This is a genomic window from Caballeronia sp. HLA56 (genome assembly GCF_054655155.1).
The window spans coordinates 189,187-214,827 of record NZ_BAAHOB010000003.1 but is presented as its reverse complement, the minus strand read 5'-3'; the positions used below and the strand labels follow the sequence as shown (position 1 = coordinate 214,827).

Annotated in this window: 24 protein-coding genes; 8 read left to right on the top strand and 16 right to left on the bottom strand. The window is 62.5% G+C overall.

Annotated features, from left to right (window positions below; genetic code table 11):
• Positions 1-14 precede the first annotated feature (14 nt).
• On the bottom strand, positions 15-1,193 hold the full coding sequence (locus ACYQ47_RS12980; protein WP_459905607.1) for a phytanoyl-CoA dioxygenase family protein: 1,179 nt from the start codon (positions 1,191-1,193) through the stop codon (positions 15-17).
• A gap of 99 nt (positions 1,194-1,292) precedes the next feature.
• On the opposite strand from ACYQ47_RS12980, the gene ACYQ47_RS12975 reads away from it, so the two are divergent.
• The gene (locus ACYQ47_RS12975; protein ID WP_459905606.1) at positions 1,293-2,360 is read left to right on the top strand and encodes a LacI family DNA-binding transcriptional regulator; all 1,068 of its coding nucleotides are present in this window, start codon (positions 1,293-1,295) and stop codon (positions 2,358-2,360) included.
• Here ACYQ47_RS12975 and ACYQ47_RS12970 read toward each other — a convergent pair.
• On the bottom strand, positions 2,350-3,222 hold the full coding sequence (locus ACYQ47_RS12970; RefSeq protein WP_459905605.1) for a cytochrome c oxidase assembly protein: 873 nt from the start codon (positions 3,220-3,222) through the stop codon (positions 2,350-2,352). The two genes, ACYQ47_RS12975 and ACYQ47_RS12970, sit on opposite strands and share 11 nt — an antisense overlap.
• A gap of 300 nt (positions 3,223-3,522) precedes the next feature.
• Between ACYQ47_RS12970 and ACYQ47_RS12965 the strand changes: the two genes are divergently transcribed.
• Positions 3,523-5,493: a hybrid sensor histidine kinase/response regulator gene (locus ACYQ47_RS12965; RefSeq protein WP_459905604.1), complete on the top strand. Its 1,971-nt coding sequence runs from the start codon at positions 3,523-3,525 to the stop codon at positions 5,491-5,493.
• A 25-nt stretch (positions 5,494-5,518) separates the two neighbouring features.
• Here the strand turns inward: ACYQ47_RS12965 and ACYQ47_RS12960 are convergent, their stop codons facing one another.
• Positions 5,519-5,644: a hypothetical protein gene (locus ACYQ47_RS12960; RefSeq protein ID WP_459905603.1), complete on the bottom strand. Its 126-nt coding sequence runs from the start codon at positions 5,642-5,644 to the stop codon at positions 5,519-5,521.
• A gap of 89 nt (positions 5,645-5,733) precedes the next feature.
• On the bottom strand, positions 5,734-6,708 hold the full coding sequence (locus ACYQ47_RS12955) for a ferritin-like domain-containing protein (RefSeq protein ID WP_244831796.1): 975 nt from the start codon (positions 6,706-6,708) through the stop codon (positions 5,734-5,736).
• Between the two features lie 336 nt (positions 6,709-7,044).
• Between ACYQ47_RS12955 and ACYQ47_RS12950 the strand changes: the two genes are divergently transcribed.
• The gene (locus tag ACYQ47_RS12950) at positions 7,045-7,971 is read left to right on the top strand and encodes an alpha/beta hydrolase (RefSeq protein WP_459905602.1); all 927 of its coding nucleotides are present in this window, start codon (positions 7,045-7,047) and stop codon (positions 7,969-7,971) included.
• A gap of 14 nt (positions 7,972-7,985) precedes the next feature.
• On the opposite strand, the gene ACYQ47_RS12945 is transcribed toward ACYQ47_RS12950, so the two are convergent.
• The 9 genes from ACYQ47_RS12945 to ACYQ47_RS12905 form a co-directional block, all read right to left on the bottom strand.
• A complete protein-coding gene (locus tag ACYQ47_RS12945) occupies positions 7,986-9,461 on the bottom strand; it encodes a PepSY-associated TM helix domain-containing protein (protein ID WP_459905601.1) in 1,476 nt (491 codons plus the stop codon).
• Between the two features lie 110 nt (positions 9,462-9,571).
• A complete protein-coding gene (locus ACYQ47_RS12940; protein ID WP_459905600.1) occupies positions 9,572-9,973 on the bottom strand; it encodes a DUF2946 domain-containing protein in 402 nt (133 codons plus the stop codon).
• 10 nt (positions 9,974-9,983) lie between these two features.
• Positions 9,984-12,080 carry a TonB-dependent receptor family protein gene (locus tag ACYQ47_RS12935; RefSeq protein ID WP_459905599.1) on the bottom strand — a complete coding sequence of 699 codons (2,097 nt, stop codon included), beginning with the start codon at positions 12,078-12,080 and terminating at the stop codon, positions 9,984-9,986.
• Positions 12,081-12,284: 204 nt separating this feature from the next.
• Positions 12,285-12,668: a DUF2946 domain-containing protein gene (locus ACYQ47_RS12930; protein WP_459905598.1), complete on the bottom strand. Its 384-nt coding sequence runs from the start codon at positions 12,666-12,668 to the stop codon at positions 12,285-12,287.
• Between the two features lie 126 nt (positions 12,669-12,794).
• Positions 12,795-13,013 carry a hypothetical protein gene (locus tag ACYQ47_RS12925; RefSeq protein ID WP_244831790.1) on the bottom strand — a complete coding sequence of 73 codons (219 nt, stop codon included), beginning with the start codon at positions 13,011-13,013 and terminating at the stop codon, positions 12,795-12,797.
• A 224-nt stretch (positions 13,014-13,237) separates the two neighbouring features.
• Positions 13,238-13,441, bottom strand: coding sequence for a cold-shock protein (locus ACYQ47_RS12920; protein ID WP_244831789.1), 204 nt, complete (start codon positions 13,439-13,441; stop codon positions 13,238-13,240).
• A gap of 237 nt (positions 13,442-13,678) precedes the next feature.
• Complete coding sequence (locus tag ACYQ47_RS12915; RefSeq protein WP_244831788.1) at positions 13,679-14,890, bottom strand: DUF2252 domain-containing protein; 1,212 nt, start codon at positions 14,888-14,890, stop codon at positions 13,679-13,681.
• A gap of 131 nt (positions 14,891-15,021) precedes the next feature.
• A complete protein-coding gene (locus tag ACYQ47_RS12910; RefSeq protein ID WP_459905597.1) occupies positions 15,022-15,309 on the bottom strand; it encodes a DUF6723 family protein in 288 nt (95 codons plus the stop codon).
• Between the two features lie 329 nt (positions 15,310-15,638).
• Positions 15,639-17,033 (bottom strand): aminotransferase-like domain-containing protein, encoded by a 1,395-nt coding sequence (locus tag ACYQ47_RS12905; protein WP_459905596.1) that lies wholly within the window; start codon positions 17,031-17,033, stop codon positions 15,639-15,641.
• On the opposite strand from ACYQ47_RS12905, the gene ACYQ47_RS12900 reads away from it, so the two are divergent.
• From ACYQ47_RS12900 to ACYQ47_RS12880, 5 genes are read left to right on the top strand one after another with little or no spacing between them, the layout of a single operon-like run.
• Positions 17,025-18,494 (top strand): hydroxymethylglutaryl-CoA reductase, degradative, encoded by a 1,470-nt coding sequence (locus tag ACYQ47_RS12900; protein WP_459905595.1) that lies wholly within the window; start codon positions 17,025-17,027, stop codon positions 18,492-18,494. The two genes, ACYQ47_RS12905 and ACYQ47_RS12900, sit on opposite strands and share 9 nt — an antisense overlap.
• The gene (locus tag ACYQ47_RS12895; RefSeq protein WP_459905594.1) at positions 18,487-19,428 is read left to right on the top strand and encodes a hydroxymethylglutaryl-CoA lyase; all 942 of its coding nucleotides are present in this window, start codon (positions 18,487-18,489) and stop codon (positions 19,426-19,428) included. Before ACYQ47_RS12900 ends, ACYQ47_RS12895 begins: the two co-directional genes overlap by 8 nt.
• Positions 19,429-19,471: 43 nt before the next feature.
• The gene (locus tag ACYQ47_RS12890; RefSeq protein WP_459905593.1) at positions 19,472-19,954 is read left to right on the top strand and encodes a hypothetical protein; all 483 of its coding nucleotides are present in this window, start codon (positions 19,472-19,474) and stop codon (positions 19,952-19,954) included.
• Positions 19,954-21,339: a tripartite tricarboxylate transporter permease gene (locus ACYQ47_RS12885; protein WP_459905592.1), complete on the top strand. Its 1,386-nt coding sequence runs from the start codon at positions 19,954-19,956 to the stop codon at positions 21,337-21,339. The genes ACYQ47_RS12890 and ACYQ47_RS12885 overlap by 1 nt, the downstream gene beginning before the upstream one ends.
• Before the next feature lie 47 nt (positions 21,340-21,386).
• On the top strand, positions 21,387-22,898 hold the full coding sequence (locus ACYQ47_RS12880) for an MFS transporter (protein ID WP_459905591.1): 1,512 nt from the start codon (positions 21,387-21,389) through the stop codon (positions 22,896-22,898).
• On the opposite strand, the gene ACYQ47_RS12875 is transcribed toward ACYQ47_RS12880, so the two are convergent.
• From ACYQ47_RS12875 to ACYQ47_RS12865, 3 genes are all read right to left on the bottom strand, one after another.
• On the bottom strand, positions 22,895-23,812 hold the full coding sequence (locus ACYQ47_RS12875) for a LysR family transcriptional regulator (protein ID WP_459905590.1): 918 nt from the start codon (positions 23,810-23,812) through the stop codon (positions 22,895-22,897). The two genes, ACYQ47_RS12880 and ACYQ47_RS12875, sit on opposite strands and share 4 nt — an antisense overlap.
• Positions 23,813-23,900: 88 nt before the next feature.
• Complete coding sequence (locus ACYQ47_RS12870; protein ID WP_459905589.1) at positions 23,901-24,647, bottom strand: SDR family NAD(P)-dependent oxidoreductase; 747 nt, start codon at positions 24,645-24,647, stop codon at positions 23,901-23,903.
• A 33-nt stretch (positions 24,648-24,680) separates the two neighbouring features.
• A complete protein-coding gene (locus tag ACYQ47_RS12865) occupies positions 24,681-25,427 on the bottom strand; it encodes an SDR family NAD(P)-dependent oxidoreductase (RefSeq protein ID WP_459905588.1) in 747 nt (248 codons plus the stop codon).
• Between the last annotated feature and the right edge of the window lie 214 nt (positions 25,428-25,641).

Sequence of the window (25,641 nt, the reverse complement as noted above, 5' to 3'; positions counted from 1 at the left end):
GTCCCGTTGGAAGGTCAAGCGGTGCGCCCGAGCGACGCGTAGTGGGTGAGCGCGTCATCGAACCGTTGCGCGGACCAGGCGTCTTCGATTGCCTGGTTGAACAGATCCTGCTGTGTGGCTGGCGCAAGACCGTTGAGCGGCGGATTGATGTCGAGGTTCGTCGGGAACGCGTAGCCTTCCGCGCAGGAAGCGATGATCGTCCGCGTTTCCGTATTCGTGATGCGTCCTTCGGCACGCATCTCGCGCAGCACGGAATAAAGCGCGGCGCACATGCGGTTGCGGTCGAGCGACTCCATCGCACGTCCATACGCCGACGACACCTGTAGCAGATTCGCCATGCGCTGAACGTCCGTGGTCCGGTTCGAGCCGGCCGCATGAAATAGCGCGGGGCTGAAGAAGATTGCATCGCCCTTTTTCAGCGGCAACTGCACGAAGTTCGCTTCGAAGTAGTCGCGGAAGTCTTGCCGCCGCCACGCGACGTAGCCTTCGGCATAGCGCTGCGAACAGGGCAGCAGCTTGGTGGGACCGCTTTCAACCGGCATGTCGCCATGCGCGACCGCGCCTTGCAAAGTGAGAAACGGCGACATTGCGTGAACGTGCGCGGGAACGCGCTGCGCCTCGTCGACCGTGAGGAAACCGAGGTGGAAGTCGCGATGCGCTTGCTGCGCCGCACCGCCCGGCCGCACGACATTGACTTGCGATGTCATCTGATAACCCGGCCCCAGCCACGCTTCCGATGCAGCCGCGATGACGGGGTTGGCGAAGTATCGAGCGAAGACGGCTGGCGCTTTCAGGCAGAGCTTTTCCTGCGCGTTCCAGATGCGGTCGTTCGCTCCGGCCTTGGCGAAGTGGTCCGCCTTGCCGCCGCCCGCAGCGCGTTCCTCGCGAATGATTGCTTCGAAGACTTCGGTAGCTTCGTCGATGGGCGCGGTATCCGCATACGCTTCCTGAAGCACGAAAACACCGGCGCCCTTCGACAGCACGTGCGCCCATTCCGCGAGCAAGGACCGGCGACGCGCGGCATCGCCGAGCACGTTCTCGAGTTCGGGGCACGCATAAACAGGGATGCGCTCGCGCACTTCGGCGCAGTACTCGAGCGCTTCAATGTCATCCGCGGCTTCGACCTGCGCCACGAAGTCGCTCACCGAACAATCCTCTTCCCGATACCAGCCCGACCGCTGCGCCGACGTCATGGTGTCTCCTCCACTCTGGCGACAAGCTTAGTCTTATCGACGCGGGCTGCGTTATCATCGAAACATCAAAAACACATCAAAACGCCGGGACGCGAAGCCATGTCTCACCCGTTTCTGATCAAGGAAATCGCGCTTCAGGCGGGTGTCGGCACCGCCACCGTGGACCGCGCGCTGAACGGGCGGGCGCACGTGCGCGAACATACGCGGCGGCGTATCGAACAGGCGATCAGGGAACTGGAACAGCAGCAATTCCAGCTGGCGACGACGGGCCGCAAGATCGTCGTCGATGTCGTCGTGGAAGCGCCGCGCCGATTCGCCGACGAGATTCGCGAGGCGCTGGAAGCCGAAGTGCCGGGCCTGCATCCGGCCGTGTTCCGTATGCGCTATCTCATGCGCGAAAGCATGGTTGCGTCCGAGGTGGTTCAGGCGCTGCGCGACATCGCGCGCCGGGGCAGTCACGGCGTCTTTCTGAAAGCGCGCGATGTGCCGGAGATTTCGAGCGCGATTGCCGAGCTTCAATCGTGTGGCATTCCGGTGGTGACGGTTTTCACCGACATCCCGTCGTCTGGCCGAATCACCTACGCGGGCCTCGATAACCGCGCGGCAGGCGCCACGGCGGCGTATCTCATCGGACAGTGGCTGGGTCGGCGGCCGGGCAATGTGCTCGTCACGTTGAGCCACGAACGTTTTCGCGGCGAAGAGGAACGCGAACTGAGCTTCCGGCAGGCACTACGCGCGCGCAACCCGCGGCTCGCCTTGATCGATGCCAGCGGTGGCCACGGTCTCGACGCGGCGACGGAAGAACGCGTGAGGCAGGCTGTCGGCGGTGGCCAAAAAATCGCGGCGGTCTATTCGATCGGCGGCGGCAATGTCGCGATACTCCGAGCGCTCGAAGCATTGAGGCTTCGGCCGAAGTGTTTCGTCGCGCACGATCTGGACCGGGAGAACACGCATCTGCTGCGCGAGGGCGCGATCTCCGCTGTGCTGCACCACGATCTTCGTCAAGACATGCGTTCGGCCTGTCAGCACGTGATGCAGTTTCACAAGCTGCTTCCTGCTTCGGGCGTGGCGCTGTCGTCGTCGGTCGTGGTGGTCACGCCCGAAAACATCCCGGCCTTCGTGGCGTCGCGCTTTTCTGCAAACACGGGCACGCGGCCTAGCGTGTGACCGGGTGAACGCGGTCCTGTCGTGCCGACCTTCTCCTCGATGCCTGACGCGCCTTTTCGCGCGGCGAGTTCGACAGACGCATCATCAAGCGCAGCGCCATCATCGCGCCGACGGTTTCCAGTACGGCGGCTGGCACCCACATGATGAGTCCGCCGAGGCTCTGATCGAGCGCGGGCGGAACGGACGTGAACGCGCGACCGCAAACTTCGAACACTGGGTAGAGATCGCGCGAGCTGAAGGTGATCAACGCACCCGCCAGAATTTGCGGCGTCATGGTGATGACGGGCGACAGCACGCGCAAGCCAGGCCGCGCGCGGCTCGGCGGGCTCGGGCGATGATCGAGGATCATCCACCAGTACATGAGTCCGCTGATCGCGACGGACCAGTTCATGAAGCGATAAATGCGCCAGTCGAGCATCGACACGAATTGGATTGAAGGCAGCAGCCACACGAGCACCGACACGATGAACGCCATGCCGATGACCGTCGGATTCAGCAGTACCGCTCCGAGCAGACGCGCACCGCGACTGCGTTGCCAGTTCCGTAGCAGGGGCCGCCAGGCGAACGGCAGGCCCGCACGCAGCGCGGCGCCCGGATACGAAGCCATGAGAACGAGCGGCGCCAGATGATGCAGCACGAGATGCTGCAAACGATGCACGAAGAACTGATGCTCGGCGTAGTAGTCCACTTTCGTGTGCAGCGCGACGTAGAAGAGGACGATTCCGGTCCAGAACGCGATGCGCCGCGCCACGCTCATGCGCGCCTTTCGCGCGCCGCGCGCCAACAGCCCGGCCACGACGATAAACACGGCAACCAGCGCGTACGACGGCTCCCACGGTTCGAGCAAACTGATGAGCGACATAAGAAGACAGGCGAGAGTGCGAGTGTGCAATGGCGTGCATGGTATCAACCGCGCCTTGAATTCTGCTGACCGCCGCCGCGTATTCGACGCGAACGCGCCGTATGACATCGATTGCATGCGACGGTAAGTCGCGCCACGCGCCGGCCGAATCCCGCGCGAAAACCCATATCCGCTTAAACTCGTCGGTTGCCGCGACGCACGCCTTCACGTTGCCGACAAAACGGTATTATCGTCGGCGAATCGCTTGCATTCGGCACGCAGAGTTTCTTTTGAAAGCCTTTAGCCTTTAGCCTTTAGTCGATGACAGACGAATCTTCCTCGCATCAGGACGTTGCGGCGCTTCAGGCCGAAATCGAGTCCTTGCGTGCGCAACTGAATTCACGCGACGACGCGCACGAACAAGTGCTGTGGCAACTCAGTCGCGATCTGCTGGCCGTCGCCGACGAACAAGGCTCGCTCGCGAACGTCAATCCCGCGTGGACGCGCAATCTCGGCTGGTCGCTCGACGAAATCATCGGCCAGAATCTCGGCGAGTTCGTGCATGAGGAAGATCGCGAGGAAACGCTGGATGCACTGCAAAAGCTCGATCGCGACGGTTCCACCGCTGAATTCAAAAGTCGCATGCGCACGGCTTCGGGCAGTTATCGTCTGCTGGACGGTCGAGTGGATCGCATGCGCGGACGCATTTTCATCGTGGCGCGCGACATCACGGAACTGCGCGAGCGCGAGATCGCACTGAACGATTCTCGAGACTTCGCGCGGCTTGCGCTGTCGGCGGTCAGCGGCGTGGGCGCGTGGACGTATGAGGTCGCAAGCGACTGCTTCTTCTGCGATGCAGCCGTGTCGGAGCTCTACGGCATCGACGCCAAGGAAGCCGCGCGCGGCATCAGGCGCGAGGGATTTCTCGCGAATGTCCATCCGGACGACCGCGCCGCGTTGCAGTCCACGATGTCGGGCGGCCTCGTGCGCAGCGGCGATCTCGAACTCGAGTACCGCATTCGTCATCCCGACGGTTCTACCCGTTGGGTCTTGTCGCGCGGCAATACGCATTTCAACGACGCAGGCGTGCCGGTGCGGCGCACGGGCGTCGGCATCGACATGACTTCGCAGCGGGACCTCGAACAGCAGCTGCGCCAGAGTCAGAAAATGGAAGCGGTCGGGCATCTGACCGGCGGCATCGCGCACGACTTCAACAACATGCTGCAAGGCGTGATCGGACCGCTCGAACTCATCCGGCATCTCGTCACGAAAGGCAATACCGCTGGCCTCGATCGCTTCATCGAGATGGCGATCTCTTCGGCCAAGCGCGCGGCGGGGCTCACGCATCGTCTGCTGGCGTTTTCGCGCAGGCAGCCGCTCGCGCCGAAGTCGGTGGATATTTGCGAGCTCGTCGTATCGCTAGAAGACCTGATTCAGCAGATGGCGAAGGAGACCATTTCGCTTTCCGTCGTCGCGGATGCCGAGCCGTGCTTCGTGCTCTGCGATACGAACCAGCTCGAAAGCGCCTTGCTCAATCTCGCGATCAACGCGTGCGACGCCATGCCCGACGGCGGGTCGTTGTCCATCGAGACATCGCGCAAGACGATCAGCGAGAAAGAGGCACGCATGCACAAGGATGCGCGCCCTGGACAGTACGTTTGCATCGCGGTCAAGGACACCGGCTCCGGCATGCCGCAATACGTCGTCAATCAGGCGTTCGAGCCGTTCTTTACGACCAAGCCGCTAGGGCAGGGCACGGGCCTCGGACTGTCGATGGTCTATGGCTTCGTCGGCCAGTCCGGCGGCTTCGTGACCATCGATAGCAGCGTCGGCGTCGGCACCGTGGTGCGACTGTTTCTTCCTGAAGAGATGGAACAGGCTGACGCGGCACCGGACGCGTCGGTCCACCGCAAGGAAATCGGCACGGGCGCGGGCGAAACCATCCTCATCGTCGATGACGACGAAACCGTTCGCCAGGTGCTCCAGGAATTATTCGAGCGCCTGGGCTACAAGACGATGACCGCGCACGACGGTCCCTCGGGGCTCGCTGTCTTGCAGAGCAAGACGCCGGTCGACTTGCTGATTACGGACGTGGGCCTGCCTGGCCTAAACGGCAGACAGATGGCCGATGCCGCCCGTATGCATCATCCCGCGCTGCCGGTGTTGTTCATCACGGGCTATGCGCAAGCGGCGACCGCGAACAACTCGCTGGATACAGGCATGCAGATGCTCACCAAGCCGTTTTCGACGGAGGCGCTGCTTGATCGCGTACGCGCCATGCTCGGCGCCTGAACTTGCGAGAAGGCGCGCGAATCGGCTAAAAGCCGCCTCGCAACAAGTGCAGCGACGCCAAGCATTGCAACAGCGCACCGCCAGCGAGAAAACACGCGACGACGCTGAGCCGCACGCGCATTCTCCAGTCTTCGACCGATGTGTCACCCATGATTCGGCGCTCCTTTGAGCGGTAAAAGCAATTCCGCGCGACTCCCATGCAAGCGAGCCGCGCGATGAACCTACCCGTGATGCGAAGACTTACACGAAGGCACTGCTCATGTTCAGACTGCCATTGACGCCTGCCGGGAAAAAGCCGCCTTTGTTCACTGCCGCCTTGCTCAGATAAACGATGTTGAGCACATCGTCATACGAGCGGCTGAACGCGATGCCGTTGCTATCGAGCGGGACGATGTTCGAGATTTGCGACGACGCGCCCGCAATACCCTGATCGACATCGCTGGATGAATCGAGCGAATCGCGCGCATCGGAAATGGCTTGCGTCGCGGTTACGAGGCTCGGTGTCTGAATTCCCTTCGTATAGAGCACCGTTCGAACGAGACCCGCGTGATAGGCCTCGGCCGCGAGAATGCCCGCTGCCGCTTCCAGATAGGTCTTGTTCGTAATGAGCGGCGACGCGCCCTTATAAGCGGTCACGCCCACGTCCTCGAAAATATAGGCGCCGAGGAGGAAGTTGTTGTCGTTCAGATAAGGGTTGAACGCCGTGCCAGCCGGAGCCAGGCCCGCCGCTTGGGCCGCGAGCGAGAAGGCCCCGTTCGGATCGACACCGCCGACATCGAGCGCGGGCATCGCCACGGCGGATGCGCCTAACGCCGTGCGAAGGAACGCCACGTGCTCCAGTTCATCCTTGGCAATCTCGCGTGCATAAGCGGCGACGACGGGATCGGAGAACTGGACTTGTTGTCCGGCCACGACCTTGCCTGGCGTGCCCACGCCGCTCATGAGATTGGCGGGGAGTCCTGCGCCGGTCGTTGCGTAGGCATAGAACGTTGCTTCGAGATATTCGAGATTCAATGCGAAGTTGAGAATCTCGGCATCGGTTGGGCCGGTTGCGGCATTGGCGTTATCGCCCGAGCCGCCCCCGCAGGCGCCGAGAATCGTGCCGCCGACGAGCCCTAGTCCCAGGCCGCCAGCACTCCGAAAGAACTGGCGCCGCTTTTCACGTCGTTCCACTCGACGGTCGAGCACCGATGTCACCGCAATATCTTCGAGCATGTCAGTCTCCTTTATCTCAGGTAGATGGGCGTACATGTTTTCCGCATGGACGAAGGGGCATGCGCCGCGCTTCTCCAACGGATGTTTCGATGGTGAGCAGACTCGACCGATACGTCTGGCAGCCACGTCGACGGATACGTTGAAGATCGTGCGAAGAGATTCGCGCTGTAACACATGCTTGCATCTATTCGGTGGTTGACGAGTTCTTTACTCGATGCGGGACGAGCATCGGGAAACATGACGGTGCTCGAATAAAGATGTTTTTGCATCCGCAAGACACGCACTCGCGTATAGCGTAAGTGGCGTCAATCGCTCTCTTCAACTTCTTCATCCGACATGCCGTATCTACAGTCTCGCCGCTTATCGCTCAAGCTCGTTTCCTGCTTTGCCGTGTTGTCGGCGCTGACCGCATGCAGTCCCGTCAGGCTCCTGAATGCACTCGTGCCAAGCAATGATTTCGATGTACAACGCGCCGTTCCTTATGCAGAAGGCGACAGGCACGAAGCCGATGTCTATGTGCCGCGCGCATCCGCGGATAACCCACGCGGCCGGCCGATGGTCGTGTTCTTCTATGGCGGAAGCTGGCAATCGGGAAGCCGTCGTGACTACCTCTTCGTGGGCGAGGCGCTGGCGTCGCGCGGCATCGTCACGGTCATTCCCGATTACCGCTTATATCCGTCCACCCTTTTTCCAGGTTTCGTCGAGGACGCCGCTGCTGCCGTTGCATGGGCGAAGGCGCATGCGAAAGACTACGGCGCAGACCCTGAGCGCATCTTCTTGATGGGACACTCGGCGGGCGCGCATATCGTCATGCTGCTCGTCACGGACAAGCACTATCTGGCCGCCGATGGCTTGGAGACGAGTTCGCTTGCTGGCGCGATAGGGTTGTCCGGTCCGTATGACTTCCTGCCCTTGAAGGACGATGCGCTCAGGAGCATCTTTCCCGCGAGTCTCAGAGCGGCGAGCCAGCCGATCAATCATGTAAGCGGCCACGAGCCGCCGCTCTTTCTGGGCGTCGGTTTGTCGGATGTAACGGTCGATCCCGGCAACACGTTCCGGTTCGCGGCGCGTGCCAACGAAGCAGGCGACAGCGTCGAGGTGAAGCAGTACGCGGGCATCAATCACGCGATGATCGTCGGGAGCGTGGGGCGACCGGTGCGCGCGCTGTCGCCGCTCATCAAGGTTGCACCGGTGCTCGACGACGTCACCGCGTTCATCGATCAGACGTCACTCAACGCGAGCCGTGCTGCGTCGGCGAAATGACGCGCGTCATGTCCTTATGATGCGATGCGGCGAAACGCGCGATCGAACATCAGCCGGTCCATCAGCCAGACGGCGAGCATGGTGAGTCCCATCAACGGGAATACGATGCCAAGCAGCGCGAGTCCGGTTTTCCATGCGCGCATGGGCGGCGCCAGTCGCTCACGCGCCGGTGCGCCGAGCGTGCGTTGCGGACGACGCTTCCACCACATGACGAAGCCGGTGACGGCCATTGCCGCGAGGCCGAGCGAAATCGACGCGCACGCAAGTTGATTCCAGAAGCCGAAGTATCGGCCCATGTGCAGCGACGTGCCGTACGAAACCGCCTGCGCAACTGCGCCATAGTCCCGATAGCGGATGTCCTTGAGCACCGCGCCGCTGTATTGATCCACGTAGAGGGTGCGTTCGAGTTTCGGATCGGCGGGGAACCAGGAGACGGTGTAGACGCCCGTTGCTGTCGATGGCACCACGATGTCATAGCCGCTTCCCACGCCAAGCGATGCCGCGATATCCATCACGCGCTGCAACGGCAGGCGTGCGCCTTCCGCTGCGTGCGACTCGGGAACAGCGGCGTTCGTGACGGCCCACGGTGTTTGCGTCAAGGGTAGATCGCTCATCACCATGCCGGGCATGGAATCGCCGTTGCCGGCGTCGTGACGATGTTCGCCGGCATTGTTCGAAGCGGTCGCGACGCTGGCCTTGCCCGGCACGGATGATTGCAGGGGCAAGCCGCCCCAAGCGCCCGCCGGCGTACCGATATTCGCGCTCGTCGCAAGCGCATTGAAGTTTTTGCCCCACGAGCCCGACCACGGCAAACCCGTCACCACGAAGAACAGCGCGCCGAGCGCAAGCCAAATGCCCATTACCGCATGCACGTTCTTCCACAAGGGCCGGCCTTTAAGCGAGAGCCGCGGCAGCAGCGCATCGCGCGCGGTGGTCTTCGTGCGTGGCCACCATAACGCAACCCCAGTGCCGATCATCACGAGCGTCCAGCATGCGGCGAGTTCCATCAACAGCTCGCCAGCCTTGCCGAGTAACAGTTTGCGATGCACCATGCGATCGAGCTGGATGAACCGGTTCTCGACGCTTAGCGTGCCGAGCACCGCGCCGGTGTACGGATTGAGGTAGACACTTTCCTTTTCGCCGCTCGGCAGCTTGAAGACGAATTCGGCGCTGCGAGAAGGATCGTCGAGAACGTGCACTGTCGATATGACCGCGCCATGCGGCACCGCCGCGCGTGCATCGTGCATCAGTTGATCGGGAGGCAAACGTGGCGTGGTTCGCGGTGCAACCACCATTTGTTGTCTGTATAACAACGGCTCGATTTGCGGCTGAAAACAATAGATCGTTCCCGTGATGGCGAGGACGATCAGAAAGGGCATTACGAAGAGCCCCGCGTAAAAGTGCCAGCGCCATAGCGTTCGATAACTGCCCTGGGATGCGCTGGCCGCCTGGGCCGCACTCGAGGCGGCGCTGCTGGTCTTCGCGTGCATTGTGTTTCTCCATGCCACTTTCGGTGGCGTACCGTGGGATCGGGACATCACGATGCGAGTGCGCGCGCATGCCTGCGCGACGTTCGGCATCGATCAAGCGGATATCGGCTTCAGGAGAAAGCGGGCGGGGCGCGCGCATGGCGCGAGGTGCGCGGCTCGATGCGTAACGTGCTGACAAAACGCGTGGCGACGAGTTGCGCGATGGCGCGAGCGGTGACCGCAAAGCTCACCGGCAAGCCCGGAATGAAGGGCACATGCGCAAGCAGGCTGCAATAACCGCATGCTTGTCCATCCGGCATCGTGGTGTGCGAGTGAGACGCGTGGTCTGCGTCGTCGCTCATCGATTGCATTCGTTCCATCGGGCAATCCGCGTTCATCGTCATGGCCGGCATGCGCGCGGCGACGACGAGTTGCGAAACCGTAGGCGCGAGCGTTGCCATGAGGATCGCAAGCAATCCCAGCAAGCTGCACCATGTCCGAAAGAAACGGCTCTGCATGTCGCGGTGGGTCAATGAAGATGCCTTAGAAAGCGTAGCGCATGCCCGCGAAAATGCTACGTCCTTCGCCCGGATAGAAGATTGCGTTCGAGGTCGTGCGAGCATCGGCGACCGTGCTGATGTCGCTCACGTAACGCTTGTTCGTCAAGTTGCGCGCATCGACGAAAACCGAGAGACCATTGCGAAAATCCATTCCCGCCTGCACGCCGAGGAGCGTGTAACCGGGCACGCGCAAGGTGTTGGCGTCGTCCGCCCATGCGCCCGCCGGAACCCAGTCCACCGATGCCGATATATGAAACCCGTTGGGCCGCGAATAGCCGAGCGCCGCGCGGATCACGTTCACCGGCACGCCTGCGATGCGGTTGGAGCCGTATTGCGGATCGTCCTTGAAACGGAAATCGCTCAGATTCCAGAGCCCGGACAACGTGATCTTGTCGCCCGCGCCGGCATGCGTGATGTCGCGCAGCACATCCACCGATACACCCGCCTCGATGCCTTGCAGCACGGTCTTGTTGGCGTTGAACGTGGAGGCCGGAATGTCGGGATCGGTCGTGTATTGAAGCAGCTGATCGCGCACGAGCGAGCGATATGCGGTCAGGTCCCAGCTCACGCGATCGCGCGTGCCGCGCGTGCCGATCTCGAGCGTCCATGCATGTTGCGATGCCAGCGGCGTGAAGCGCGTGGTGTTCGAGAAGGTCTGCGTGAGGTCGGTGAAGTCCGGAACATCCTGGCTGCGCGTGACATCCACGAATGCCTGAATGTCCTTGTTCGGTTGCCACAGCAGGCCGAGCTTCGGATTCACGCCGCTGAAATTTTCGCTCGCCGACTTGTAGTTCGGATCGGCGGCGAGACCGCCATGATCGACATATTTGCGCACGTCGCGCAGCGCCTTGAGGCCAGCCATCACGGCGAAGGTCGGCAGAAAGAAGAGCCGGTCTTCGACATACGCTTCGTAGTTATAGGCGCTTTGCGTCGAGTCGAGCGTTTGCGTGCCGCGCTCGCTCGACACGTTCACGTACTGCCGCGCCTGGGTGTTGCCGCCGAAGAAACGCGCGCCCGCGATCACATCGTTGCGCATGCCGCCCACGTCGATGGTCGCCGTATAACGCGGCGCGAAGCCGTAGGTCCAGCCATCCTGATCGATCACCTGGAAGATCGGGTGATAAAGGCTCTTGTGAATGGCCCACGTGACGAAATCGAGCTGTCCGACATCGAGCTTGACCGTCGTGCGATTGGCAATGCGCTCGGTGCGCGTGTCGCGCGTCTGATCGCCGGCAAGCGCGCTCGCGGAAGCCTTCGTGGGATTGTTCAGGGCATCGCTCAGCGACAGCGTGCCGGGCAGTTGCTGATCGATGATGTACGCGCCGAGATAGAAGCGCGTTTCGACATCGGGCGAAAATTTATAACCGATATTCGCGTTGAACTGCTCGTACTGGCCGCGATCGTGATCGCGATAACCGTCCGCATGATTCACCGAGAAAGTGCCGATGAAGTCCAGCGGCCCGACCACGCGCGAGAATTGCGCGCTGCCCCGGATGGTGCCGTAACTGCCGCCCTCCAGCCGCACGATGTTGGGCGCATCCGCCGTGTAGGCGGTGGGCGTGAGGAAATCGATGGCGCCGCCGAGCGTCGACGAGCCATACGCGAGACCGTTGCCGCCTTTATAGACTTCGGCGGATTGCAGCGCGAGCGGGTCGATCTGGTAGTAGTCGCCGCTGCCATCGGCGAGATTGGTGGGAATGCCGTCCTGAAGAATTTCGAGGCCGCGCGTGTGATAGCCGCGTGCGATGCCCGAGCCGCGAATCGACAAGCGCAACTCTTGTCCGTAGCGCGTCTGCACGAATACGCCGGGCACGTTCTTGAGCACGTCGCGCAACGTGAACGCGTAGGTGTCGCGGTAATCGGCGCTATCCACGAAGCCCACGGAGCCGACGGTCTGATCGAGCGTCTGCTTTTGCTTGACGACAGTTTGCGATGTCAGCGAGTTCGCGGACTGGCCCTGGACGATGACTGCGGGAAGTGTGGCGGTCGCGTCGTCTTGCGGCGTCTGCGCAATGGCGCGCGTTGCGAAGAGCGCCGTCATGCCTGTCATCAACGCGCCCTTTCTGGCAAGTCGTCTCATGATCGCGTCCCCCGTGCGGAAGACGCGGAAGACGTCCCGGCGGGGACGTGCGTATGACGCGTGGACGGCAAAGCGCCGCCACGTTCGAATGTGGTGAACATGGTTCATCTCCGAGTTCGATTGATCGGGACTCGCACGAACAGACGAACGTGCGAGACCGCGCAACGCCTCACGGCAGTGCGGCATTGCGTTGGCAAAACGAAGTCAGATCAGAACGGGAGGCGCGCGCGGTTGCGCGGTGGTGAACGGCTGTGCGGGACGCTCGATCTCGGTCCGTGCGACCGCGATAGCGCGTGCTGCGGGAACATCGAGCGCGAAGCTCGCGCTTGCGCCCGGTACGACGGGTGTATGCGCGAAGAAGTGACAATAGCCACACGCTTTGCCGTCGAATTGCGAGAGCGCGTCGGGCGAGTGATGACCGGAACCAGCATCGCCCGATGCAGCATGTGCCGAACACAATTCGGCGAGCGGGATGCCGTTATGCGTATTGGCGGCAATCAGCTGCGAGACCATCGGCGCGAACGTAATCAGCAGCATTGCAAGCAATGCCAGCAGAGAACCCGTTCGTTGATGAGTGCGGCTGCGCATAGGCCCAGGCGGGGAGGCAGATGAAAGTCAGCCGATTATGCCATCCGGCTAACTGTCTTTACACGCCGCTAGCGTGAAAAATTCCCGCTATAAGAAATGCTGCGTGGATCCATGTCGCAGGCTGGATCAGCCGCGCGCGTCGATCCAGTCGCGTGCCCAGATGCGTGAGTAATTCACGGCGTCGGCTTCTTTCGAAAAATAGCCGAGCGAATAAAAACGATACTGCGTGTCGATGGGATCTTCGTCGGAACGCTCGAGGAGGAGATTCGCGGAGAAGCTTTGATCGCGCAAACGATGCGCGGACGGATATACCGCATAACCGCGGTAGTTTTGAGAATGTGCCATTTTAATTTTAATGAAGAGGCCTTCCGGCAATAAACACGGAAAGTCAGCGGACTAATGCCGCAAAAACGAAAACTGAAGGATGTCAGGCGAATTAGCCTGTTTGATGAACTGCGCGGGAGAAAATCTGGACTGCGAGATTTGGACTGCGAGGCTCAACTAAAACCCAACTGATATAAAAAAGGACCCGGTTTCCCGGGTCCTCACGCTACGAAGCTACTTGGAGCTTACAGCGGCGTGATGTTCGAAGCTTGCATGCCCTTCGGGCCGCGCTTCGTTTCGAAGCTTACCTTCTGTGCTTCGACCAGGGTCTTGAAGCCTTCCGAACGGATTTCGGAAAAATGGGCGAAGAGGTCGTCGCCGCCGTTATCCGGGCTGATAAAGCCGAAGCCCTTGGTGTCGTTAAACCACTTGACGGTACCGGTATCCATGATATTCCTTGGAAAAAATTTGGATGAAAATTGCTTTGAAACAGCGAAGCTGCAAGGAGGGAATGGACAACGAATACCGCGGAAAACGCACTATTGATGAGCAGCAATCAACTTCTTGAACTTCAGAACGGATTATCACAATTCCACATATTTTAGTCAAGTATATATTTGTCACCGTGAATAAAAGGCGGACCGGAGGTCCAAAAACCCGGCTCCGAACCCGCCCGCAACCCATGCTCAGGCTGCCGCAAGCGCGTAGCGCCGGCAATGTTCGAGATAGCCGGTTTCGTGACTGCCCACGAGTTCGACGATGCTGCTCCAAAGCCACAACGGCGCGTCGATCGATTTGGTCTTCGTGCGCCGTAGCTCCGAAAGCCAGCTGCGGCGGGTGTTCTTGTCCATTTGACGCGCGTGCGCCTGACCGACGACGAGCGCGAGATAACGCGCGACTTCCATCGCCTCCGTTTGTCCGATCTGCTCGATCTCCAGCTTCAAATCCTGCGGCAACAATTCGCGCAGGATTACCGGCCGTCCCTGCAGACTCGCGGCGCGCATGCGTTCGCCGAGATGAGGCGAGAGATGGCGCGCGCCTTCCACGACGCGTTCGGCGTGATCGCGCGGCATCGACGTGCCGGGATAGCGCGGCGCGGCGGCCTTGACGCCTTCCTTGATGTCCATGATGCACAGGTCGTCGCCTTCGATCACGCCGCCGTCGACATCCAGCAGCACGGCGTAGCGCAGACGTCCGAGCGAGCTACAACCTTTGACCCAGTAGGCGGCGTCGAGCACCGTGACTTCGCCGGTATCCGGGCGTCCGCGCAGGCTCGTCGCGAGTTGCGTCACACTGGCCTTTTCGAAGAGCGATACGATTTCGGCGCGCTCTTTCTTGCTGATCGGCCAGAAACGGTTGCCGAATGGAATGGTGGGCTGCACGTCGTCGAGCCGCTCGCGGGCAAGATGCTTCCACGAACGGCGTACCGCTTCGCGCATCACCACGCGAACAACTTCGGGCCTGCGCACGGAATTGGCGTCGCTATCCTTGTCGAAGGCTTCGGCGTAACCCGCGAACAGCGCTTCGATCATGTTGATGGTCGTAACGCCGGGCAGCGCCGATCCGCGCGCGGCCGTCGCGAGCGACAAGCCAAGCCGGATCAAATCGTGCGCGGGATTGCCGATAACCGTCTGGTCCAGATCGCGTATCTGGATTTCGATCTTCCCTTTCGCGTCCGCGATCGGGCCGAGATTCCCGGTATGACAATCGCCGCAAATCCAGATGGCCGGGCCGTGCGGCAAACTGCGAATCTCGGCTTCTTCGAGCCAGTCGTAAAACTTGATCGTGTTACCGCGCACATAGGCATGCGTCGAGCGTGCCATCTTGGCGTTGCGCTTGAGCTTCAGGATGTCCTGACGGCTTTCGGAATCAGGCACCTTGGTTTTAGGTTTGAGCATGTGGAGCAAGTAGTCGTGGGCAGAACGGGCGCATCGAGCGCGATTCGACGCTGGCTGCCGATCATCCGGCGCGCCATGTCGTTTTCGAAGCGATGCAATCGCACACCGTGTGCCTGAGCGGCATACGCGGATTACATCTCCGGAATGCGGATATCCGCCTGGACGATTTCGCTGCCGCGCGCCGATGCGGCGTTGACGGCTTCGTCCTTCTTGCTATATGGACCAATGGTTTCGGCGCCATCGAACGGAAAAAGCAGACGGCCGTCGGTCTTTCTGACGACTTTCAGCGTGCCGAAAAATCCGGAGGTGGGCGAGCCGCGGTAAGACGCATAAATTTCGAAGTCGCCAGCGCTGATGCCGGGCGCGGGAACGGTATAGCGGGAGGGGGAAAGCACGAGCTTCGGTCTTCGTCCAGTCATGATCTTCATCGGTAGCGTACGAGGGCTCGCCGGGAAGCAGCCGGACACCGGGGCAACGGTTTGAGCATCGCGCCGCTCGGGTTTGTTGATCTTCCCGACGAGCGGTGCGAGTACTGACTACTCAGCACTAACCGTTCCAGTCATCGGCTGCCTTGCCGTGCGGGTTTCGACAGGATGAAAGAAAGCGGTATCCGCTCAACGCGACGCTTATGGCGCAAGCAACGGGTCGATAAGCTTGGTGGACCAGGGAAGGATGACGGACGCGGGCATGGCCAAATGCTGCACGGACAAACGCGAATGCCACGTAACGTGCGACGCGGAACGTGCCGTTACTTCGCGCGGCCCGCAAACCGTTCCATTGCCTTTTCGAAGCGCGGATCGCCGAGATAGCCGACGTTGAAGCGGAACCACGGCGAGACGCTATTCGCGTGCGCCGAGAAAATGGTGCCGGGCGCGAGAATCACGTGCTTGTCGAGCATCTCGCGTGCGAAGGCGATGGAGTCGTCGCAACCGGGCAGCCTGGCCCACAGGTACAGACTCTGATCGCTCACCTTGTAAAGCGTCGCGCCGCAACGCGTGAGCACTTCGACGCCGTTGGCCGTCGCGCGCCGTAGCCGGTCTTGCAGGCGATTGGTATGCCGCAGGAAATGACCGTCGCTGACGATGGCGTCTAGCGTGCGTTCGCAGTATTCCGAGCTGCTGACGTGCGTGAGCATTTTCACGTCAGCCAGATCGCTTGCCAGATCCGCGCCGCACGCCAGAAAGCCGACCCGCAGTGCTGCCGATACCGACTTCGAAAAGCTGCCGACATAGATCGTGCGCCGCAATTGATCGAGCGCGCAGATGCGCGTGGCCGAGCGCGGCTTGAGATCGGCGAGGGCATCGTTCTCGACGACGATCAGATCGTGCGCTTCGGCAAGCCGCAAGATGCGATGGGCCTTGGCCGCGCTGATATCGGTCGCGGTCGGATTATGGCCGACCGATTGCGTGAAGAAGAGCTTCGGACGATGCGTCTTGAGCTGCTCTTCGAGCGCCACGATATCGGGCCCGTCCACACCGCGCGGCACGCCGACGATATTCGCGCCCGAGAGTTTGAGCTTGCCGAAGAGCGCGTAGTAACCGGGGTCATCGACGAGAACCGTGTCGCCTGCGCGCACGAAGTAACGCACGACCATGTCCATGGCCTGATTCGCGCCATGCGTGAGGACGATCTGCGGCGGCGCGGCCTCGATCTCGTATCCGGCCAGCTTTTGCTGCAAATGTTGGCGCAACGGCAGATAACCGAAGCGGCTGCCGTACCGAAAGAGCGACGCGACGCCCGTGCGCACCACGCGCTGATGAAAGTGATCGAGCCGCGTCTCTTCGAGCCACGCGACGGGCGGAAAGCCTTCGCCCACGTTGAGAAAGTCGGGCTTGCTCTGCAACTGTTCGCGCATGAGCCAGACGGAATCCATCGCGCGATCGAGTGTGGGCGCGTCTTCATCCGGTAGTTGCTGCCCGGCGACGCTCGCGACGAAAAAGCCCGCGCCGCGTCTCGGTTCGATCAGACCGCGCGCGGTCAACGCGTCGAACGCGCTGATGACGGTGTTTTTCGAGCAACCGTTCGCCTCAGCGTATTCCCTGATGGAAGGCAGTTTGTCGCCGGCGCGCAGGAGCCCGTCCTCGATCTGTCTGGCCAGATTGTCCGCCAGTGTTCCTGACAGGCTGGGCTTCTCATGGCGCATTGCATCTTCCTCTTGTCGCATGTTCGCGTCTGTCATGGGTACAGTACGCGCGCTGTCTTCTCGAATTGTACCTTTCCATTGGGTACAGCAAGCCTATTATTCGCCCAACCGCCGCACGCCCGCAAGCTTCGCGGACAACGGAACGGACATCCATCGAAAGAGATAAGAGGAAGACACATGACAGATTCGCAATTGCCCAACTTTCGCGCGATGTCACCCGCGCAGCGCCTGAGCCATATTGCCCAGGCGACTGGCATGGACGACGCCGAGCACGCGCTACTGAAGACGCCCGGCGCGCTGTCGCTCGAAACGGCGGACGGCATGATCGAAAACGTGATCGGCACGTTCGAGTTGCCGATGGCCGTCGCAGGCTACTTTCAGATCAACGGTCGCGACGTGCTGGTGCCGATGGCGGTGGAAGAGCCGTCTATCGTCGCCGCAGCCTCTTATATGGCGAAGCTCGCGCGCGTGGAAGGCGGCTTTCGCACGTCGAGCACCGGTCCGCTGATGCGCGCGCAGGTGCAGGTGGTCGGCGTGTCGGACCCGTACGGCGCGCGTCTCGCTATCCTCAAGCATCGCGACGAGTTGATCGAGATGGCCAACGCACGCGACAAGGTGCTGATCGGTCTTGGCGGCGGTTGCCGCGATATCGAAGTACACGTGTTTCCGGATACGCCGCGCGGCGCGATGGTCGTCGCGCATCTGATCGTCGATGTTCGCGACGCCATGGGCGCCAACACCGTCAACACGATGGCCGAAACCGTAGCCGGGCGTATCGAGGAAATCACGGGCGGCAAGGTGCGGTTGCGTATCCTCTCTAATCTCGCGGACTTGCGGCTTGCGCGCGCCTCCGTGCGCTACAGCGCCGCCACGCTGCAAACGAAGGAGTATTCGGGCGAAGACGTGATCGCCGGTGTGGTCGATGCCTATCTCTTCGCCGCCATCGATCCGTATCGCGCCGCGACGCATAACAAGGGCATCATGAACGGTATCGATCCGGTGATCGTCGCGACCGGCAACGACTGGCGCGCGGTCGAAGCGGGCGCGCATGCCTATGCGAGCCGCGGTGGCCGCTATACGTCGCTGACCACGTGGGAGGTGGCGAACAACGGCGACCTCGTCGGCGCCATTGAAATGCCGATGCCCGTGGGGCTCGTCGGGGGCGCGACCAAGACGCATCCGCTCGCGCGGCTCGCGTTGAAGATCATGCAAGTCGAATCGGCGCAGGATCTCGGCGAAATCGCCGTGGCCGTCGGCCTCGCACAGAACATGGGCGCGTTGCGCGCGCTTTCCACGGAAGGCATCCAGCGCGGCCACATGGCGCTGCACGCGCGCAATATTGCGCTGGCGGCGGGCGCGAGCGGCGCGGATATCGACTGGGTCGTGAAGAAGATGGTCGCCGCGCGCAACGTGAGCGTCGACTACGGCATGAGCCTGCTGCAGGGGCCGCGCGATGCATGAGCTTCCGAAGCGCGTGCGGATTGTCGAAGTCGGTCCGCGCGATGGCTTGCAAAACGAACCGTCGCCCGTCTCGGCAACGGTGAAGGCCGAACTGATCGAGCGTCTGATCGATGCTGGCGTGCGCTATGTCGAAGCCGCGTCGTTCGTCTCGCCGAAATGGGTGCCGCAAATGGCCGATGGCGCGCAAGTGCTCGAGCGCGTGTTGCCGTCCGCGCGCCGCACGGGTACGACGCTCGCCGCGCTCGTGCCGAATCTCAAGGGACTCGAAGCCGCGCTCGCCGCACACGCGGATGAAGTCGCGGTGTTCGCGGCGGCGTCCGAGTCGTTCTCGCAGAAGAACATCAACTGCTCGATCGACGAAAGCATCGCGCGCTTCGAGCCGGTAATCGGCGCGGCGCGCAAGGCGGGCGTGCGCGTGCGCGGCTACGTGTCGTGCGTGCTCGGCTGCCCGTTCGAAGGCGAAATCGCGCCGGAAGCGGTCGCGCGCGTCGCCAAACGGCTTTACGATCTCGGCTGCTACGAGATCAGCCTAGGCGACACCATCGGTGCGGGCACGCCGCTCAAGACGCAAGCCATGCTCGACGCGTGCGCCGCGCAGGTTCCGCTGCAGGCGCTCGCCGGCCACTTTCACGACACGTGGGGCATGGGTGCCGCCAACGTGCTGGCCGCGCTGCAACGCGGCGTGGCGACCTTCGACAGCTCGGTATCCGGTATTGGCGGATGCCCTTATTCGCCGGGCGCGACGGGCAATGTCGCGACCGAGGACATCGTCTACCTGTGCGAAGGTATGGGCATGACGACGGACATCGACCTCGACAAACTTGCGGATGCGGGCGCGTTCATTTCGGCAGCGCTCGGACGCGCAACATCGTCGCGCGTGGCGCGTGCACTGGAGGGCAAACGCCAGCTGGAAAGCGCGGCGCGCAAGGTTTGACGCACGACATCAATACGATACGAACTCCGTATAAGGAGGAGACATGGAACAACAACTCGCCGCGCCTCAGCGCGGTCATCGGGCAACGACGAACGCGGCCGAGGCCGACTACAAGCTCGTCGAAATCTGGGGCGATACCGTCGATACGCGGCATCTCGCTTGGTCGGTCGTGCTCGGCATCGCGATCAGCTATGGCACGTTCGCGGCGGCCAATCGCGTGCTCGCGGCCTATGTACCCGACCCGGCGATGGCGCGCGCCTACGCAATGCTCGTCGGTCTCGCGGGATGCCTGATTGCGGGCGCGGTCTGCGCGAAGCTGTTCCGCCCGAAGCGCGAAGTGATCGAGGAAGCGCATGGCGCGGCGGGCCGCGAGGAAGTGCTCGCGCAACTTGCAAGCGAAGCGGGTGGCCTCGGACGCGTCGCGGATCTGCCGCCCGCGGTGGCGGCGGAAATGAAGGAACTCGGCCTCTACGAACTCTTCGCCGATTACGAAAAGCGCGCCGATGTGCGCGAAGGAGCGCGCTGATGGAACCGCTCGTTCAACAACTGCTCGTCGCGCTGTCGATGGGTCTCATCGGCGCGGTCGTCTTTGCGGGCATCGGCCTCATCTCGGGCACGGACGAAACCACCACGCTCGCGCCGCTCACGCTGCTCGTCGTGTTGCTGGGTGTGCCGCCTGTCGGCGTATTCTCGTTCTTCATGGCGGGCGCGGTCTCCAAGCACATGACACACGCGATACCCACCGCGCTGCTCGGCATTCCCGGCGACACGCTCGCCACGCCGCTTCTGCAACAAGCGACGATGCTGCGCAATCTCGGCGTGCCGCACATTGCGCTGCGCAAGATGATCTCGGGCGCGATCATCGCGGCATTCGTCGCGGTCCCGCTCGCGGTGCTGTTCGCCGTGCTGCTCGCACCGTTCGGGCCGGTCATCACGAAGGCCGCGCCGTGGGTGTTTCTGGCGGCGGCCATTGCCATTGCATACTTTTCGTCGGGACGCTGGGCTTCGGTGCTGCTGCTCGTGCCGTTCGTGCTTTTGATCATCGGCTTGCAGGCGCTCACGGGCAAATACGGCGTCAAGCTCTCGGTCAGCTACTTTCTCGGCATCGCCATCGGGCCGCTTATCGCCGATCTCTTTTCAATACTTTCGCCCGTGGGCCGCGCACATATGCGGCGCGATCGTCCGCGCACGTTTTCGCTCGCGCCCGATGTAAAGGGCTGGAGCGGTTACTTCCCGAATCCGCTGAAGGTGCTCGATGGCCAGCAACGCGGCTGGGTCGTCGCGACCGCCGCCATCTCCAGCGCGACCTTCGTGTTCAGCCCGGTCGCCATGACGGTCGTGCTCGGCGAACTCGTCGGCTCGCGCGTGAAGCATGCGTATCACCGGCTCACGACCGTGATTTCGGCGCGTAACGGTGTGACCGAGGCCACGTATATCGCCGAGGCGCTGATTCCGCTCATCGCCTTCGGTCTGCCGCTGAGTCCGGTCGCGGCGGGACCGGCCGCGCCGCTCTTCAACGCGCCGCCGCGCTTTACCGTGGATACCGCGACGGGTCACATCAACAATCTTCACACGATGATGACGACCTGGCAGTTCCTCGGCTTCGGCTTGCTTGCAGTGGTGCTGGCGGCGCTCGTGGCCTATCCACTGTCGATGAACTACGCGCATCGCGCGGCGTCGTTCGTCGCACGCAAGCTGAGTCACGAGGCGATCATCGCGACCTTCGTCGGCTTGATCGTGGTGATCAGCGTGTGGGAAGGGCAACTGCTCGGGCTGCTCGTGATCCTGACCGTGGGGCTGATCGGCGGACTGTTGTCGCGCTTGTTCGGCTTCAACACCGGCGTGCAGTTCATGGGCTACTACACGGCGGTCCTGAGCGTGCCGGCTATCACGAAGCTCTTCGGCGGCTAGCCGCGCGCGGACGTATCCTTGATGGTTCACGCCATCGAGGAGCGAATGTGACGAGTCAGGACTTGAAAGAGCGCGCGGTGTCGCCTTCCGTGGTGCGGCACGCCGCGCCGCAAGGTCCGTGCGATGAACTGATCATTCGCACGCAGCCTGAAGCGACCGATCGACCCTGCCGGCGCAAACGGCTTGCGCTGGCGGCGACGATCCTCGGTTCCAGCATGGCCTTCATCGACGGCTCGGTCGTCAACGTCGCGCTCTCGTCCATTCAAAGCCAGCTTGGCGCGAGCGTCGCGGCCATGCAGTGGGTCGTGAACGCGTATCTGCTTTCGCTCGGCTCGCTCGTGCTGGTCGGCGGGTCGATGGGCGACAAGCTCGGCCGTCGCACCGTGTTCATCGCGGGCATCGCCATCTTCATGCTGGCTTCGGCGGTATGCGGCTTCGCGCCGGATACCGCGTGGCTCATTGGCGCGCGGGCGGTGCAGGGCATCGGCGCGGCGCTCCTCGTGCCGAGCAGTCTCGCGATCATCGGCGCCGTGTTCGAGGGCGAAGCGCGCGGACGCGCCATCGGCACATGGGCGGGCGTTGGCGCAATTACGTCGGCGCTCGGTCCGGCGGCGGGCGGCTGGCTCGTCGATGCCTACTCATGGCGCGCGATCTTCTTCCTCAATGTGCCGCTGGCCGCCGCGACCATCGCGCTCGCCATGCTGGCCGTTCCCGACAGCCACAAGCCCGACGCGACACAGCGCCTCGACTGGCCCGGCGCGGCGTGCGCGGCGGCGGGACTCGGGGCGCTGACCTATGGACTCACGGAAGCATCGGCACGCGGTTTCGTGAATTCGCTCGTGCTGTGCGCGCTGGCCGTCGGCGTGCTCGTGCTTGCCGTGTTCGTCGCGATAGAAGCGAAAAGCGCGGCGCCGATGATGCCGCTCGATGTCTTCCGCTCGCGCGACTTCAGCGGCGCGAACGTCGTCACGTTGCTGCTGTACTTCGGCTTGGGCGGCGTGTTGTTCTTCCTGCCGTTCACGCTGATTCGCGCCTATGGCTATACGGCGACGCAAGCGGGCGCAGCGCTCTTGCCGATGCCGCTCATCATCGGACTGCTGTCGCGCGTGACAGGCGGCGTGACGGGGCGCTTCGGCGCGCGCACATTGTTGACCGTGGGGCCGTGCGTCGCGGGCTTCGGCTTCGGCATGCTCGCGCTGCCTTTCGTGAGCGGCAGCTACTGGACGGGCTTTCTTCCCGCGCTCGTCGTGCTCGGCATCGGCCTCACGATCACGGTCGCGCCGCTCACGGCGGTAGTCATGGCGTCGGTCGAAAGCGAACGCGTGGGCGTGGCATCGGGGATCAACAATGCGGTTGCACGCGTGGCGAGCCTGCTTGCGATTGCGCTGCTCGGCATTGTGTTCGTGTGGTCGCACGACGCCGCGATGGCTTCCAAGGCAGCATCTGTCAGCGATGCCAGCGCGGTCGCCGGCGCATTGCGCGCCGTCGCGTTGCTGTCCGCGCTATGCGCTTTCGCAGCGGGAGGCGTCGCGGTCGCGACGATTCGCTCCGGCCGTTAAGTGTTGTTTATGTTCATTCGACGCTCGGCGGCGTGACGCGCGATGAGCTCGTCGAGCCGCGAAAGAAAGAGGCGCAAGGTCGGCGACTGATTCGACTTGCTATAGCCGACAGCCAGGTCGATAGTCGGTGCATCGCCCGCCAAGGGACGGCTGACGACGGACCACGGCATCAGGTTCTGAACGTACGATGGAATCAACACGAGACCGCGTGTCGATGCCACGAGCGACATGACCATCGCCGGGTTATCCACGCTCTGCGAAGGCACGATATGCACGCCCGAGCGTTCGAGATAATCGTCGACGACGGAACGCAGCACCTTCGCCTTGCCCGCCATGGCAATGAACGGTTCGCCCACGAGGTCTTGCGGCGCAATCTCGGCGCGTTCGGTCAACGCGTGATCGCTCGGCATCAACACGACGAGCGGTTCTTTATCGACGATGTAATACGCCAGATCGAAGTCCGGCTCCGCGCGCATGAAGGCGAGGTCGAGCTTGCCGCGCGCGACGCCTTCCGCGAGTTCGGTCGAATAATCGCTCGATACCGTGACATCGACGTTGAGCAATTCGTCGCGAAGAATATGCATGGCGCCCGGAAGCCAGTTCATCTCTTGGCCCGTGAGAAAGCCGAGCGCGAAACGTTGCTTGCTTGGCGTCGCGGCACGGCGCGCGGCTTCGACGGCGGCATCGACCTGATTCAAGGCGATTTTCGCGTGTTCCATGAAGGCCTTGCCAGCGGGCGTCAGATCCACGCCGCGCGCGGTACGCTCGAAGAGGCGCGTGCCGACCTGATCTTCCAGATCGCGGATCTGTCTGCTGAGCGAAGGCTGCGACGTGAACAGCCGCTGTTCCGCCGCTTCGGTCAGACTGCCGGTTTCCGCCACTGCAATGAAGTACCGCAGATGCCGCAGTTCCATGGGCTTCCCGTGCGAGTCGTTGAACGTATCACCCAGAGATTATCCGGGCAATCGTCCAACTGCACGAGTCGTCATGCGCGTTCAACGGTCAAAGCTTCGAGCCGCCGTCCACGTGTAGCGTCTCGCCCGTGACCCAGCGTGCGGCATTCGAAGCAAGAAAGGCCACGGCGTCGCCGATGTCGTCCGGTTGCGCAATGCGTTTGAGCGCCTGCATGCCGAGCGTGAGTGCGCGGCCAGCGTCGGTCTTCGTGAAGTTCGACATATCGGTTTCCACGACGCCCGGCGCCACGGCATTCACGCGAATGCCGCGTTCGCCGAGCGTCGCCGCGAAGTGCTTGACGAGCGTATCGACCGCGCCTTTGGTCGCGGCGTAAGCGGACAGCGAGTTCACGGACGCGCGCGCCACGAGCGACGACAGCAACACCACGCTGCTGCCCTTGCACATCGCGGGAAGCAGTTGCTGCACGAGGAAGTAGGGCGCGCGCACGTTCACGGCGTAGAGCGCGTCGAAGTCATCGACGGTCGTATTCTCGATGCTCGCGGCCTTCGAGATGCCCGCGTTGGCAACCAGGATGTCGAGCCTGTCGCCGACCACTTCACGTACACGCCGTGCGAGTTGATGCGGTCCGTCTGCATCGCGCAAATTCGCCTGCACTTTCTGCGCGGTGCCGCCTGCGGCGCGAATCTGCGCGACGACGGCTTCGGCTTCCTGTTCGCCGCTGCTGTAGTGAACCAGCACGCTCGCTCCCGCACGCGACAGCGCGATAGCCGTTGCGCGACCGATACCGCGCGATGCGCCCGTGACGAGCGCGGTCTTGCCTGAAAGATCGTTCATGTCGTTGCTCCTTTGAATGGGGAAGAGAACGCGTCAGCCCGCGGTCTTGCCACCATCGACGGTGACGATCTGACCCGTGACGAACGAGGCCGCATCCGAAGCAAGAAAGACGATTGCGCGCGCGATATCGACGGGCGTGCCAACACGTCCAAGCGGCACCTTCGATGCAAGCGCGGCCTTGCGTTCGGCTGTTCCGGTGAAGCGGTCGAGCATGCCGGTATCCGTGGGGCCGGGCGCCACTGCGTTGACGCGCACGCCGAGCGCCGCGACTTCGAGGGCGGCGGACTTCGTCATGCCTTCGACCGCATGCTTGCTGCCCGCATAGACCGACGCGAACGCCGCGCCTTCATGCCCGTAAGTCGACGACACGTTCACGATGCTGCCGTGCTTCTGCGCCTGCATGACGCGCAGTTCGTGCTTCATGCTAAGGAGCGTGCCGAGCACGTTGGTATCGAAAGTCGATGCATAGCTTGCGGCGCTCTGATCGACGATCGCACCGGGCTGGCCTTCGGTGCCCGCGTTGTTCACGGCGGCATCGATACGGCCGAAGTGCGCGACGGCTGCATCGACGAGATCGCGCACGCTGTCTTCGTGGCGTACGTCGGCGGAAACGAAGAACGCTTCTGCACCGCGTTCGCGCAGTTCGGCTTCGAGCGCGCGTCCTTCGGCTTCACGCCGGCCCGATACGACGATGCGCGCGCCGCTGTCGGCAAAAGCAAACGCCGTTGCGCGGCCAATGCCGGTGAGCGCGCCCGTGATGAGAATGACTGGCTTGTCCATTTCGTGACTCCATGAGGTCTGAGAGAGACGGGGTTGCGTTGCAGGCCCGTCGGTGGACTCAAATGTAGGGCGCGTGCTTGCTCAAGAAAAAGACTTTCGAGGCAGTGGGCCATGCCTGCGAGGCATGGCGCATTGGGATCACGAACTGGCCTCGCGTTCGGGAAAACGCCACTCCTGTCCCGCGACGCTATGTGCGTCACGTCACATTCAATCG

What these genes read in the sequence shown, in the direction of transcription:
- ACYQ47_RS12980 (WP_459905607.1), bottom strand. Translation starts at nt 1,193, where the DNA reads ATGACGTCGGCGCAGCGGTCGGGCTGGTATCGGGAAGAGGATTGTTCG.
- ACYQ47_RS12975 (WP_459905606.1), top strand. Translation starts at nt 1,293, where the DNA reads ATGTCTCACCCGTTTCTGATCAAGGAAATCGCGCTTCAGGCGGGTGTC.
- ACYQ47_RS12970 (WP_459905605.1), bottom strand. Translation starts at nt 3,222, where the DNA reads ATGTCGCTCATCAGTTTGCTCGAACCGTGGGAGCCGTCGTACGCGCTG.
- ACYQ47_RS12965 (WP_459905604.1), top strand. Translation starts at nt 3,523, where the DNA reads ATGACAGACGAATCTTCCTCGCATCAGGACGTTGCGGCGCTTCAGGCC.
- ACYQ47_RS12960 (WP_459905603.1), bottom strand. Translation starts at nt 5,644, where the DNA reads ATGGGTGACACATCGGTCGAAGACTGGAGAATGCGCGTGCGGCTCAGC.
- ACYQ47_RS12955 (WP_244831796.1), bottom strand. Translation starts at nt 6,708, where the DNA reads ATGCTCGAAGATATTGCGGTGACATCGGTGCTCGACCGTCGAGTGGAA.
- ACYQ47_RS12950 (WP_459905602.1), top strand. Translation starts at nt 7,045, where the DNA reads ATGCCGTATCTACAGTCTCGCCGCTTATCGCTCAAGCTCGTTTCCTGC.
- ACYQ47_RS12945 (WP_459905601.1), bottom strand. Translation starts at nt 9,461, where the DNA reads ATGCACGCGAAGACCAGCAGCGCCGCCTCGAGTGCGGCCCAGGCGGCC.
- ACYQ47_RS12935 (WP_459905599.1), bottom strand. Translation starts at nt 12,080, where the DNA reads ATGAGACGACTTGCCAGAAAGGGCGCGTTGATGACAGGCATGACGGCG.
- ACYQ47_RS12930 (WP_459905598.1), bottom strand. Translation starts at nt 12,668, where the DNA reads ATGCGCAGCCGCACTCATCAACGAACGGGTTCTCTGCTGGCATTGCTT.
- ACYQ47_RS12925 (WP_244831790.1), bottom strand. Translation starts at nt 13,013, where the DNA reads ATGGCACATTCTCAAAACTACCGCGGTTATGCGGTATATCCGTCCGCG.
- ACYQ47_RS12920 (WP_244831789.1), bottom strand. Translation starts at nt 13,441, where the DNA reads ATGGATACCGGTACCGTCAAGTGGTTTAACGACACCAAGGGCTTCGGC.
- ACYQ47_RS12915 (WP_244831788.1), bottom strand. Translation starts at nt 14,890, where the DNA reads ATGCTCAAACCTAAAACCAAGGTGCCTGATTCCGAAAGCCGTCAGGAC.
- ACYQ47_RS12910 (WP_459905597.1), bottom strand. Translation starts at nt 15,309, where the DNA reads ATGACTGGACGAAGACCGAAGCTCGTGCTTTCCCCCTCCCGCTATACC.
- ACYQ47_RS12900 (WP_459905595.1), top strand. Translation starts at nt 17,025, where the DNA reads ATGGCGCATTGCATCTTCCTCTTGTCGCATGTTCGCGTCTGTCATGGG.
- ACYQ47_RS12905 (WP_459905596.1), bottom strand. Translation starts at nt 17,033, where the DNA reads ATGCGCCATGAGAAGCCCAGCCTGTCAGGAACACTGGCGGACAATCTG.
- ACYQ47_RS12895 (WP_459905594.1), top strand. Translation starts at nt 18,487, where the DNA reads ATGCATGAGCTTCCGAAGCGCGTGCGGATTGTCGAAGTCGGTCCGCGC.
- ACYQ47_RS12890 (WP_459905593.1), top strand. Translation starts at nt 19,472, where the DNA reads ATGGAACAACAACTCGCCGCGCCTCAGCGCGGTCATCGGGCAACGACG.
- ACYQ47_RS12885 (WP_459905592.1), top strand. Translation starts at nt 19,954, where the DNA reads ATGGAACCGCTCGTTCAACAACTGCTCGTCGCGCTGTCGATGGGTCTC.
- ACYQ47_RS12875 (WP_459905590.1), bottom strand. Translation starts at nt 23,812, where the DNA reads ATGGAACTGCGGCATCTGCGGTACTTCATTGCAGTGGCGGAAACCGGC.
- ACYQ47_RS12870 (WP_459905589.1), bottom strand. Translation starts at nt 24,647, where the DNA reads ATGAACGATCTTTCAGGCAAGACCGCGCTCGTCACGGGCGCATCGCGC.
- ACYQ47_RS12865 (WP_459905588.1), bottom strand. Translation starts at nt 25,427, where the DNA reads ATGGACAAGCCAGTCATTCTCATCACGGGCGCGCTCACCGGCATTGGC.